Genomic DNA, 12232 nt, shown 5'->3' on the forward strand with positions numbered 1-12232 from the left:
TGTTAGCTGACGCAAGCCAAACGCAGGGCGGTAATAATCTGAATCGCAACTTTTTCGGGTGACGCCGACGCATCCACAACGTGGTGTGCCGCCTCGCGGTACAGTGCATCGCGTTCGGCGAGGACCTCGCTGACCTCTTCACTCAGCGGTTTCGCGGTCAGCGCCGGGCGCTGCCCCTCTTCCGGAAACGCCTCCAGCCGCCCCACCAGCGTAGAGACCGGGGCACAGAGGTAGATCACGACACCCTTTTCGCGCATAAACTGGCGGTTATACGACGCCAGGATAATGCCCCCACCGGTCGCAATCACGGTTGACGGCGCGGTCACCGCTTCCAGCGTGGCCGTTTCACGCGCACGAAAGCTCTCCCAACCCTCATCTTCAACGATATCGGCGATAGTCTTACCCGCATTCTCCTGAAGCCAGTGGTCAGTATCGACAAACTGACTCTGGCACAAACGCGCCAGCTCCAGACCAACGGTGGTTTTCCCACAGCCGCGAGGGCCAACTAAAAAGATGGGTGGGTTCATAACCAGGTGTTCCCCTTGCTGCCGGATAACTGAAGGCTGTAAAGAAATGATTGCAGTAGATGTTGCGCTAACTTTACTGCAAAGCGGTACGGAATGACAAGCCTGTGGAAGCCACACTGTACCACAAAACCGCCCGGAGGTGGGCTACGCCGGGCGGCGCTTCACTTCCAGCAGCCATTTATCCAGCTCGGCGGCAAACTGCTGGCGATCGCGCTGCGACAGGCTGTCCGGCCCACCGGTTTGCACGCCGCTGGAACGCAGCGTATCCATAAAATCACGCATGGTGAGCTTCTCCCGGATCGTTGCCGGAGAGTAGCGCTCGCCGCGCGGGTTAAGCGCCGCGGCCCCCTTCGCCAGCACGTCGGCAGCCAGCGGGATATCCGCCGTGATCACCAGATCTCCTGCGTCACACAGGCGTACTATCTCGTTATCCGCCACGTCAAACCCGGCCGGAACGCGCAGAGATCGGATGTATCTGGAGGGCGGCACGCGGATATTCTGGTTCGCCACCAGCGTTAGCGGCATCTGCACGCGCTCGGCAGCACGAAATAAAATCTCTTTAATCACATTCGGACACGCATCCGCATCAACCCAAATCGCCATCGTCTCTCCCCATTATGATTCTGGCGACTATTGTCGCCTGCATTTCGTTGTTAAGCTATCAATGAGAGATAACAACGCATAATAACGGAGAGACGTGATGGATAAGAAAATCGGGTTTATCGGCTGCGGAAACATGGGCAAAGCTATCCTCGGCGGACTGATTGCCAGCGGGCAGGTGCTGCCGGGGCAGATTTGGGTCTATACCCCATCCCCGGATAAAGTCGCGGCGCTGCGTGATGAGTATGGTGTCAACGCTGCCGAAAGCGCGCAGGAAGTGGCTCAGGTGGCGGATATTGTCTTTGGCGCCGTTAAGCCGAATATCATGATTAAAGTCCTGGGCGAGATCACCTCCAGCCTTAACAAAGAGACCCTGGTGGTGTCGATTGCCGCAGGCGTGACCCTCGATCAGCTCGCCCGCGCGCTGGGTCACGACCGTAAGATTGTTCGCGCCATGCCAAACACCCCGTCGCTGGTGAATGCCGGTATGACCTCCGTTACCCCGAACGCGCTGGTCACATCTGAAGACGTGGCAGATGTACTGAATATCTTCCGCTGCTTCGGCGAAGCGGAAGTGATTGCCGAACCGATGATCCACCCGGTGGTCGGCGTGAGCGGCTCTGCCCCGGCGTATGTTTTTATGTTTATCGAAGCCATGGCCGATGCTGCCGTATTGGGCGGAATGCCGCGCGCGCAGGCCTACAAATTTGCAGCGCAGGCGGTGATGGGCTCGGCCAAAATGGTGCTGGAAACGGGTAAGCATCCGGGCGAATTGAAAGATATGGTGTGCTCGCCGGGGGGCACAACCATTGAAGCCGTGCGCGTGCTGGAAGATCGCGGATTCCGCTCCGCCGTGATCGAGGCGATGGAAAAATGCATGGAAAAATCAGAGAAGCTCAGTAAGTCCTGATGCGCTACGCCGGGCGTCAGGCGGCCACTTCGGTGCGGCCCCGTCCGGCATTTTTGGCTTTATAGAGGGCCACGTCCGCCGCCTTTAGCCATTCACGATAGTGGGTGAACTGCGCTCCCCAGGGGGCAACCCCAACGCTGATACACAACCTCGCCGTTGGTGCTCCGTGCAGCGGCATGTTGACCAGCCGTTCATGGACGCGCGACATCGCTGCAATCGCGCTGTCGGCAGGCGTGCCGGACATGATCACCGCGAACTCATCCCCACCAAAGCGGCCAATATAATCGCCTGAGCGCAGAGTCAGCTGAAGCTGGCGCGTAATGGCAACAATCGCTTCATCTCCCACGTCATGCCCCCAGGTGTCGTTGATCGTCTTGAAGTGATCGATATCAATGAGCAGTATCGTCGCCTGTCGATGGCTGCGACGGCAGGCCTCAAATTCGTAACGCAGCAGCGTTTCCCAGTGACGGCGATTGAACACGCCGGTCATTCCGTCGCGGGTACTCATCAGCTCAAGCCGACGCTTATGCTCTGCCAGCCGGATCGCCGTGCGGTGGCTGAGCCATGCAAACAGCATGGGGTAGACCACCAGCACGGGGAGCGTCAGCCACAACGCCAGCGGTTCAGAGGTCAATAGCACAGGAGTACCCGTGGATTGCACGGTGAGCAGAGCAGACAGGGCAAGCAGCGCCAGTCCTGTCAGAAATAAGCGACATCCCCCCGATCCCATCATATTCATGCCGATCATCATGATCAGCGCCGCCGTTGGTAGCGCATTGAACCCTGTTAGCCCCATCCAGACACCGGCAAGAATGGCATCGATTTTCAGATTAACAATTTCACTTCTGTGGGGTTCAGCCGAACGAAAAGCCAGCTGCCAGGCCAGATGGGGCCAGACAAAGACCCAGCCCACCAGCAATAACCACCAGACGCCGGAAAGAAACTGGCTCACCAGAACGCTGGCAAGCGGAACAAATAGCGCCGCCAGACCAACGATGCGTGCCAGCCGTATTCGCCGGGCAAATCGCAGACCGGAACGGTATGAATCATCCTGAGAAAGCTGCTGGTGCCACGCTTCCCGAATGTTCCCGTGACTGTCATAAAACTCATCATTCATCATCTTTGGGAATATTCTGAAACATTTTCCCAAATTATAGAGAGGGGGATAGCGGGGAAAGTATGAAATTTTGGGTGAGCCACAGCCGTGACTCACCCGTTAGCACTACGCCTGTTTTTTCAGGCACGCGCTCATGAACTTGCTGCGATCGTCGCCTTTCAGCATCTGCTGTGTCGCCTGGGCATTGCACTCGCGCATTTTTTGCTGCTGCGGGGTCAGGCTTTTTTCACCGGGTTTTGTCGCACCATTTTTTAGGCAGTCGCTCATGTACGTTTTACGGGCATCCCCTTTCAGGCTTTGCGATGTCGCCTGTTGGTTACAGGTCGTCATGCGTTGCTGCTGGGGCGTCAACGTTTTCTCTTCCGCATGTGCTGATGCCATCAGACACAGGCCAGAGAGCAGGGTAATCAGTATTGTTGTTTTCATTGCACCATCCTTTATGTGAAGTTCCACGTTAAGTCTGGTTCGTTACGGAAAAAAAACCACCCTGCGCACCTGATTTTCGCCGGGCTCCGCGGTTATTTCAGCCCTGTAGCGGCACAATGATCATTATCCGGTTTCGCCGGCAGGGAGGCGGTAATTAATAGCAGAAATTATGCGGTGAAAACTGTGCTCTGTCTCAATTTAATTTACCCTGAAAAATGTGTAAAAATAAAAACAGAGCGACGCCAGGCATCCTGCATGACAATTCTGTGACATGTCATTTCACCTCTGGCCGGTTAACTGCGAGGATGCCTCAAAAGCTTTTTTACGTATTGCTGAAGCAGCTCCGCATCCTCTGCGGGAACCTGTGAATCAGGGCGAGCTTTTTCCAGCGCGCCTTCAACGTTGTCGATCAACGCCTCCTGCTCTGGTTTTGCCATCTGTCGCAGCAGCGCCGTCACAACGATTTCCAGCGCCTCGACCTGGGCAACCAGCTCTTTCGACTCTTCTTCCTTTTGGGCAAGCTTAACCAACAACTCAGCAATGAGATTTTTCATGGTGCTATTTCCTTATGTGATTTCCCCTGAAATTAACACCCTCACTGAATAATGAAAAGCATGGATTGGCTTTATCTTATGCAAAAGTGACATCGCTGCCAAAAAAGATATTTCGTGGAGAAAGCGAAACGTTTTTCTAAAAGAAAGGCGCCGCATTTCGTTATATAAAAATGCGGCGTTCATAAGAATAAATAATATATTATCGTGTTTACCGGGCCGACTTTGCCTCAGCGATTCGCCTGCGACGGCGTAAGGCAAAGGCCAGTTGAATAATATTCAGCAGTACCACCACCGCCGTCGCGGCAAATACCCAGCGGAAACCCGCCATCGCCGAGACCGAGGCGCCAATAAGCGGGCCCGCTACGTTGCCTAAATACATGAACGACTGGTTGTAGCCAAAAATGCGGCCGGTTACCTGGTCACTGGAATATTTCACCAGCAGCGTCTGAACAGCGGGCAGCATGGCGCCATCCGCGAAGCCAAGCAGGAAGCGCAGGATGCCCAACTGAAGAGGTGTGGTGACGAATGACATGGCAAAGAAAAGGATCACCGCAATGATGAGCGTTGCCATCAGAATACGTGCCGTACCGATCCTGTCGCCCAGTTTCCCCAGGCGCGGAGCAGACATCAGCGCCGACACGCCCGGCACGGCGGCAATCATCCCGCTCAGAAACGCAATGTTGCTGCTGTCCGGCGCCATCGACTTGATAAACAGCGCCAGAATCGGCCCCACCGAGCCGTTACAGAGCTGGATCACCATCGTCGTCACAAAGAGGCTAATCATCAGGCCAGGATAAGGCAGCGAGGCGAAAACCGCTTTTCCGCTCAGGCGTTCGGATTTGCTGACAACAGGCCGCCCGCCCTCTTTAATCAGAAAAAGGGTGACCAGAAAGCTAATCGTCAGCAGGATCGCAGTAATGATAAAGACCGCACGCAGCCCGACATGGTCCGCCAGGAAGCCGCCGAGCAGCGGGCCGCCAATGACCCCGCTGATCTGGGCGGTGGAAAGCGTGCTGAGCGCCCAGCCGCTTCGCTCACGCGGTACCTGTGAGGCCACCAGCGCCATGGCATTCGGAATGTACCCGGAGGTCAGCCCCATTATCGCCCGCAGAATAAACAGCTGCCAGACGTTGGTGGCGAAGGCCTGGAGCAAAATGGCTATCGCCATCCCCAGCGAGGCGCGGAGCAGCATCAACTTGCGCCCCTTGCGATCTGCCAGGCTACCCCACATCGGTGACACAATGGCGGAGACCAGAAACGTCACGCTGAACGTCAGGCCGGACCACATGGAGAGCGCTTCATGGGAAGTGACCCCCAGCTGCGACACATACAGCGGCAGGAAGGGCAATATCTGGCTGATAGCCAGTCCGGTGAAGAAGCAGCCGAACCAGACTGAAATGAGGTTAACTTTCCAGGATTCCATAACAGAAATAGTCTTCATTTTTAGGCGAATTCGCCGACAGATTAGCAAGTTACGCGCAATGACATAGCGCCAGAGATGCGGCCTTGCAGACTTTGGTGTTTTATCTTCCCAGTCATCACATTTGTGAAATAAGTCACAATTTATCCAAATTTCGGCGGAAGATTATGCTTCATCGACATAATCCATATCCGCGCATTCCCAGATGGAAATGGTTGGCATGGGCGGCATTATAGTCCGGTCCCAGACCGTTACCGTAATAACCACAGCTTGCCGAGAGCAGCGCCTGTAGCCAGGGCTGCGTCTTTTCCGCTTTCCAGCCGTTTAGAACGGTAACACGCTGTCCGTTTGCCAGCCTGAAAGCGCTGATATCCAGCGCATCCGCCGTGGCATGTTCGCTGCGCCGCGCATCCGGGCGGCTGTAGATATTGCGGCAGGCAAAGCTGCCCAGATGTTCAATACGCGCAAGCTCGCTTCCCGTCCAGGTTTTGGTGAGCGGCCGGGCCTGCTGGCTGACAAACAGCGCCGAACTTAACGCCAGCGGGCAACTGGCAAGAAAGCTGCTGTTCAGACTGACCGGGCCAAAATCACGTACGCGCACCACGTTACTCAGTGGACACTCCCCGGCGCTGTCAGCGACCGCCTGGGTACGGATAAGCCGACGTTGGTTCGCCTGCGTTAACAGGCTTTCGCACGCCTGGGGGGTTAAACGCCGAAGTTTAAACTGGGTTATTTTTCCGGGCGGATCGTCAAGCGTAAGCGGCACGAAAGGGTTGTACTGCGACGGCAACCAGCGGTAGCCCACCGTGACGATCCCGGCAATAACAATAAGAATAAACAGACCTTTTCCTTTCACGCGCCCCCCTTCAGCATCCCTCAAAACATTATGGCAGAAGGCCGCGAAACCCGCCGGGCATCGTGGTATGTTATTGGCTTTTCGTCAGACTGGAAGAGAGTGAGATGGCAAAGCAGCGCGTAGGTATTGTCTTTGGGGGAAAATCGGCAGAGCACGAGGTGTCATTGCAATCGGCTAAAAATATCGTTGATGCGATTGATAAAAGCCGTTTTGACGTGGTGCTGCTGGGCATAGATAAACAGGGCCAGTGGCATGTTAACGATGCCAGCCAGTATCTGTTACACGCTGACGATCCGGCGCACATCGCCCTTAATCCTTCTGATATCAGCGTCGCAACGGTTCCAGGCGTGGTACAGGGACAGCTTATCGATGCCGGGAACGCGCAGGCGCTGGCACAGATTGACGTGGTGTTTCCTATCGTTCACGGCACGCTGGGCGAAGATGGCTCCCTGCAAGGCATGCTGCGGATGGCGAACCTGCCGTTTGTCGGTTCCGATGTGCTGGGCTCTGCCGCCTGCATGGATAAAGACGTCACAAAACGTCTCCTGCGCGACGCCGGTCTGAATATTGCGCCGTTCGTGACGCTTACTCGTGCCAACCGCGATAAACATAGCTTCGCGCAGATCCAGGCGCAACTCGGCCTGCCGCTATTTGTGAAACCAGCAAATCAGGGCTCGTCCGTTGGCGTCAGCAAAGTCACCAGCGAAGCGCAGTTTAACGAAGCCGTTCGTCTGGCCTTTGAGTTTGACCATAAGGTGGTGGTTGAGCAGGGAATTAACGGACGCGAAATTGAGTGCGCCGTACTGGGCAACGACTTCCCGCAGGCGAGTACCTGCGGTGAAGTAGTGCTGAACAGCGACTTCTATTCCTACGACACCAAATATATTGACGACAAAGGTGCCCAGGTTGTGGTCCCCGCCGCGCTCGATCCTGACGTTAACGACAAGATCCGCGCGATCGCCGTTGAAGCCTATCAGGCGCTGGGATGCTGTGGGATGGCGCGCGTCGACGTGTTTCTGACGCCGGATAACGAGGTGGTGATTAACGAAATCAACACCCTGCCGGGCTTTACCAATATCAGCATGTACCCGAAACTGTGGCAGGCCAGCGGGATAAGCTATCCGGAACTGATCACCCGCCTGATTGAACTGGCGCTGGAGCGTCACGCCGCTGACAGCGCCCTGAAAAGCTCCGTTAACTAACGGTTAGTCGGTTTTCTCTGCCGTCGTCGTCTCATCGGGGCGACGGCGGATAATGAATCCCGCCAGCCAGAAACTGATTACCCAGGTCACCAGCCCAACCGCATAGGTTTGCCAGCCTTTCGCTTCAAATCCCAGCAGCCCGACAACACCGTTGAGAATAAAGATCAGCCCGATCGCAAAGGCGTAGTAATGCCAGTCACGGCGTAGTTTGGAAGTGAGCTTCATGACAACTCCGGCAGAAAAAAAACTATCCTCTCACAGTTTGATAAAGGCGTCTGTGGCGGATACGTAAATTCTGAAAAGCAGCGCAGTTTCACTTATGTTATCAATTTGTGACGTGATGCAGAATTCGACAATCCAGGAGAAATCCTGAACCGAATTTCCCACGATTCTGATATTGACAAATGCTATGACCTGTCACACTCACCCTGTACGACGCGTATTAAAACAGAGTGATATTTTCGGGAGGTCTTATGGCAGACTTTACATTGTCGAAACCGATTTTTGGCGGAAAACAACCAAAAACCTCCACGGCGGGGAATATTGCCTATGCCCTGTTTGTTCTGTTTTGTTTCTGGGCAGGAACCCAACTGCTGAATATGCTGGTGCATGCTCCTGGCGTGTATGAGCATCTGATGCAGGTGCAGGATACAGGCCGCCCACGCGTTGAATTCGGTTTAGGCGTGAGCACCGTATTTGGACTCATTCCCTTCCTCGCGGGCAGCATGGTTCTGGGCGTGATTGCCCTCGTCCTGCGCTGGCGCAATCGCCACTGATTACAGTCCCATACAGCGTGCCCGACGATCGTTCACGCGTTTCGCGAACCAGGCGGTCGTCAGGTTACGCGTGATCTTCGGGCTTTCCAGTTGAATCCCTGGCAGAATGGCTCTGGGTAATGCCTTTCCACTTTTCTTCTCGGCCAGCGCAAAGACCTGCTTATAGAGATCCGTTTTCTCAAACGCCAGGCTGTCGCCCTTCTCCAGCTGTCGGCGAATGTCGTTGTTGCTCATCTCCAGCTTCGTCGAGAGTTTTCGCACCGCACGTTCGGTGGTCCCAGCCTCACTGCTGCCGTATGCAATGAGATCGCCATCCAAAGCGAGCTTCACACCGCTGGCGCGGCTTACCGCATTCTGGAAGGCTGCATTTCGGCTGGCATACCAGCCCGCATTAAAGTCGGCAAAGCGATACAGCGGTTTATCGTAGTTGGCCGGATAATTCAGCAGGTGATACGTCCCAAACCACAGCCCACCGCGCAGAGAGAAGACCTCCTGACGCACCGTACCATCGATACCCCACGGATAGCCGTCGGTATGCTTTTCCGCAAATGCGATACTCACCTGCATCGGACCGCCGGTATGCACCGGATTCAGCGATCCAAACAGCTTCTGCCCCATCGGCACCATATTGATGAAATCATCGAAAATGGCGCTAAGCTGCTTCTCGGTTTTCACCGTATCCAGCCGTTCGCTATAGCTTTTACCGTTTGGCGAGGTGATTTTAAGGGCGGTATGTACCAGGAAAACCGGGATATGCATCGATTCGGCCCGGCGGTCGATCTCTTTCCAGGCGATTTTGTTCAGGCCAGGCACAACAGGATCTGACTGATACATCGATTCCTGCTGCGCCACCGCGAGCACCGAGCAGATATTCTCTTCGGTAGGCGCGATCTTCTGGCTTTTGAAGGTCGTTGCCAGCGCATCAGCCCACTCACTGCGATCCTTCACGCTGGCGGGCATCTTCTGCCGCACCACGCTCGCCACATCCACAGGCTTCTCCCCTTCTTTGAGCGGGGCAGCCCCTTTTTCGGCACAGCCCGCCAGCACGAAAGCGGCGAGTAACGTCAGAGGTAATGCACGTGGTACGGCAAATGGCATAGCAATTCCTTTTTAACCTAATGTATGGGTGACTTCCTGCACGTCCTTATCGTCCAGCTCACGCTCGAAACTGCGTAAACGTTTGTAGATGGACATCAGCTCCACAAGCGTAGTCCAGGAGCTAATCAGATACTGGAACGAACCGCGAACCTGACCAAAGACGTTGGTGATTTGGGTCATCAGACCGAGCGTAATCGTACCCGCAACGATGGACGGGAACAGCAGGAACAACCCGAAAACGTTATCAACCTGAAGATAAAGAATGCGCGCGATATTGAAATACATGTAATGGAAATAGAGGCGGAAGTAGTTACGACGTACGGCGCCAAACAGCTCACGCACGGTAGGCGGTGACGCACGGTTGGCATCGTCTTCACCATACACCAGCTCTTTACGGTAGGCCGCTTCCACGCGCTGGTTTTTAAACTCCAGCCCCGGCAACTTGATCCCTACCACCGCCAGCAGCCCCGTTCCCATCAGCGACCAGACAATCGCGGCAATCACCAGGCCGTAGGGCAGATGGCCGACAATCGGCAGCTCCGGAACGTGCGACGAGAGCGTCACCAGCACCGGCAGGAAGGCGATCAGCGTCATGATGGCGTTGATAAAGCTCACGCCCATATCTTCCAGAGTAGAGGCAAAACGCATGGTGTCTTCCTGCACACGCTGTGCGGCACCTTCGATATGTCGCAGGTGCTGCCAGTGCGCCATATAGTGTTCGTTCATCGCGGTACGCCAGCGGAACACATAGTGGCTGACGAAAAAGTTATTCATCACGCCGATCACCACGGCGATGAGGGCGATGCCGAGGAAGATCCCCACCTCATGGTAGAACTGGTTAATGGTCACTTTATGCGGCGAACTCAGCGCCGTCTGGATCAGATCGTAAAACGGCGCATACCAGGCGTTGACCGCTACGCCCACCTCAACCAGGAACCAGGTGACAAAGATGATTAACGACGTGCCGAGAATCGACCAGTATTGCCAGCGGTGAGGAGAATAGACAAACCAGAACATGGCAAAAAGCCCTACGCAGAGCACGTAATAAGCGTAGAAAAGCAGATAGCTCATGGACCAGAAGCGCGCTGCGCTAATGGGAATATCGCCCGTTGCCCCCGTAAGACGGGTCAGCCACGCGCCGCCACCGGCCTGCCAGAAAATGACAGCCAGCAGTGCCCAAATAAATGCCGACAGGAAAAAGGGCCCCGGCTTTGGGAAAAAAGACTTAAACATTGTGCTTCCTTCTTGTTGTTATGGCTGTTGCTGCGTTCAACATATCGCCACACGAAACCTTGCCTGTACCAGCCTCCCGGCTCAGGCAAAAAAGTGAGACCTGCGGGTGAATTATTAGTTCGCTTCCCAGTTTTCAAGAATTGTTTCGGTGCGTTTCATTCGCAACAGCGATCGTAGCGTCTATCATACGGTCGATGTCACAAAATGGGAGCCACGCTGCAAGTAAATTGTTCAAATTTACCCACGGTTACGTTTTTCTCGCTATCGTTATGCAAATCGGGCCATTGCCCGACGCCGATTAGTAGTATAACTACCCGTAACTTTCCTTATTCACTTGATGGATGCTTTTCGTTGAAACGTTGTCTGCTCTCTATCGCCGCGCTGTGTGCGGTGAGCCTGTCCACCGCCCAGGCAGCACAGCCTCTGACGGCCCCGGTTCTGGCCTCTGACATTGCCGATCGCTACGCGAACCTTATTTATTACGGCAGCGGTGCGACGGGAATGGCGCTGGTCGTGATCGACGGTAACCAGCGGGTGTTTCGCAGCTTCGGTGAAACACGACCGGGAAATAACGTTCGTCCGCAGCTGGATTCCGTTATCCGTGTCGCGTCGATAACCAAGCTGATGACCAGCGAAATGCTGGTGAAACTGCTCGATCAGGGCGTGGTGAAACTCGACGATCCGCTCAGCAAATATGCGCCGCCCGGCGCTCGCGTTCCGACATATCAGGGAACGCCGATCAGACTGGTGAATCTGGCGACCCATACCAGCGCCCTGCCGCGAGAACAGCCCGGTGGCGCTGCGCATCGCCCTGTCTTTGTCTGGCCAACCCGTGAGCAACGCTGGAACTACCTGAGCACAGCAACCCTGAAATCGGCCCCGGGCTCGCAGGCTGGCTATTCTAACCTGGCGTTTGATCTGCTGGCCGACGCTTTAGCGACGGCCTCGGGTAAGCCCTACCCTCAACTGTTTGAAGAGCAGATCACGCGTCCGCTCGGGATGAAAGATACCACTTACACCCCCTCCCCGGACCAGTGCAAGCGTCTGATGGTGGCGGAAAAAGGGGCCAGCCCGTGCAATAACACGCTGGCCGCCATTGGCAGCGGTGGAGTTTACTCTACGCCTGGCGACATGATGCGCTGGATGCAACAGTTCCTCTCATCGGATTTTTACGCGCGCAGCAATCAGGCCGACCGCATGCAGACGCTCATCTACCAGCGTGCTCAGTTACGTCGCGTCATTGGCATGGATGTACCCGGTAAAGCCGATGCCCTCGGCATGGGCTGGGTGTATATGGCGCCAAAAGATGGCCGACCGGGGATTATTCAAAAAACCGGTGGAGGTGGCGGATTCATCACCTATATGGCGATGATTCCGCAATCAAACGTAGGTGCTTTTGTGGTGGTCACCCGGTCGCCAAATACACGCTTCGTGAATATGAGTGATGGCGTAAATAATCTGGTGGCCGAGCTGAGCGCCAATAAAGCGCAGGTGCTTACGGCCTCTAACTGAT

General features: G+C 55.2%; 14 protein-coding genes. 4 read left to right on the plus strand and 10 right to left on the minus strand.

All coding sequences use genetic code 11. The features are described 5' to 3' along the window. Positions 1–2: 2 nt before the first annotated feature. Together aroL and ACOTX4_RS06295 are read right to left on the minus strand one after the other, a co-directional pair. Positions 3–527 (minus strand): shikimate kinase AroL, encoded by a 525-nt coding sequence (gene aroL, locus ACOTX4_RS06290; RefSeq protein WP_421635363.1) that lies wholly within the window; start codon positions 525–527, stop codon positions 3–5. A 144-nt stretch (positions 528–671) separates the two neighbouring features. Beyond that, a complete protein-coding gene (locus tag ACOTX4_RS06295; protein ID WP_003859141.1) occupies positions 672–1130 on the minus strand; it encodes a YaiI/YqxD family protein in 459 nt (152 codons plus the stop codon). Positions 1131–1227: 97 nt separating this feature from the next. Between ACOTX4_RS06295 and proC the strand changes: the two genes are divergently transcribed. Beyond that, complete coding sequence (proC, locus tag ACOTX4_RS06300) at positions 1228–2037, plus strand: pyrroline-5-carboxylate reductase (protein ID WP_023315501.1); 810 nt, start codon at positions 1228–1230, stop codon at positions 2035–2037. Between the two features lie 16 nt (positions 2038–2053). Here proC and adrA read toward each other — a convergent pair whose 3' ends face one another. The 5 genes from adrA to ACOTX4_RS06325 form a co-directional block, all read right to left on the minus strand. After that, positions 2054–3157 (minus strand): diguanylate cyclase AdrA, encoded by a 1104-nt coding sequence (gene adrA, locus ACOTX4_RS06305; protein WP_045332057.1) that lies wholly within the window; start codon positions 3155–3157, stop codon positions 2054–2056. Between the two features lie 102 nt (positions 3158–3259). Further along, positions 3260–3580 carry a phosphate starvation-inducible protein PsiF gene (gene psiF / locus ACOTX4_RS06310; RefSeq protein ID WP_022650447.1) on the minus strand — a complete coding sequence of 107 codons (321 nt, stop codon included), beginning with the start codon at positions 3578–3580 and terminating at the stop codon, positions 3260–3262. 293 nt (positions 3581–3873) lie between these two features. After that, entirely contained in the window at positions 3874–4134 is a 261-nt protein-coding gene (iraP, locus tag ACOTX4_RS06315; RefSeq protein ID WP_003859148.1) for an anti-adapter protein IraP, read from the minus strand. Between the two features lie 208 nt (positions 4135–4342). Then, the gene (locus ACOTX4_RS06320) at positions 4343–5557 is read right to left on the minus strand and encodes a multidrug efflux MFS transporter (RefSeq protein WP_015571317.1); all 1215 of its coding nucleotides are present in this window, start codon (positions 5555–5557) and stop codon (positions 4343–4345) included. A 169-nt stretch (positions 5558–5726) separates the two neighbouring features. Beyond that, complete coding sequence (locus tag ACOTX4_RS06325; RefSeq protein ID WP_003859154.1) at positions 5727–6410, minus strand: extensin family protein; 684 nt, start codon at positions 6408–6410, stop codon at positions 5727–5729. A 104-nt stretch (positions 6411–6514) separates the two neighbouring features. Between ACOTX4_RS06325 and ddlA the strand changes: the two genes are divergently transcribed. Further along, a complete protein-coding gene (ddlA, locus tag ACOTX4_RS06330; protein WP_003859156.1) occupies positions 6515–7612 on the plus strand; it encodes a D-alanine--D-alanine ligase in 1098 nt (365 codons plus the stop codon). 3 nt (positions 7613–7615) lie between these two features. Here the strand turns inward: ddlA and ACOTX4_RS06335 are convergent, their stop codons facing one another. Beyond that, complete coding sequence (locus tag ACOTX4_RS06335) at positions 7616–7837, minus strand: DUF2754 domain-containing protein (protein ID WP_003859157.1); 222 nt, start codon at positions 7835–7837, stop codon at positions 7616–7618. Positions 7838–8085: 248 nt separating this feature from the next. Here ACOTX4_RS06335 and ACOTX4_RS06340 point away from each other — a divergent pair, with 248 nt between their 5' ends. Then, positions 8086–8388: a DUF2755 family protein gene (locus ACOTX4_RS06340; protein WP_045332053.1), complete on the plus strand. Its 303-nt coding sequence runs from the start codon at positions 8086–8088 to the stop codon at positions 8386–8388. Here ACOTX4_RS06340 and ACOTX4_RS06345 read toward each other — a convergent pair whose 3' ends face one another. Both ACOTX4_RS06345 and sbmA read right to left on the minus strand, forming a co-directional pair. Continuing rightward, positions 8389–9486: a DUF1615 domain-containing protein gene (locus ACOTX4_RS06345; RefSeq protein WP_023315499.1), complete on the minus strand. Its 1098-nt coding sequence runs from the start codon at positions 9484–9486 to the stop codon at positions 8389–8391. It lies immediately after the preceding gene. A 12-nt stretch (positions 9487–9498) separates the two neighbouring features. Continuing rightward, the gene (sbmA, locus tag ACOTX4_RS06350) at positions 9499–10719 is read right to left on the minus strand and encodes a peptide antibiotic transporter SbmA (protein WP_003859162.1); all 1221 of its coding nucleotides are present in this window, start codon (positions 10717–10719) and stop codon (positions 9499–9501) included. A 351-nt stretch (positions 10720–11070) separates the two neighbouring features. Between sbmA and ampH the strand changes: the two genes are divergently transcribed. After that, complete coding sequence (gene ampH / locus ACOTX4_RS06355) at positions 11071–12231, plus strand: D-alanyl-D-alanine-carboxypeptidase/endopeptidase AmpH (protein ID WP_003859164.1); 1161 nt, start codon at positions 11071–11073, stop codon at positions 12229–12231. Position 12232: the final 1 nt, after the last annotated feature.

The sequence above is a fragment of the Enterobacter cloacae complex sp. IR5459 genome, from assembly GCF_049238005.1.
Lineage (GTDB): Bacteria > Pseudomonadota > Gammaproteobacteria > Enterobacterales > Enterobacteriaceae > Enterobacter > Enterobacter hormaechei_C.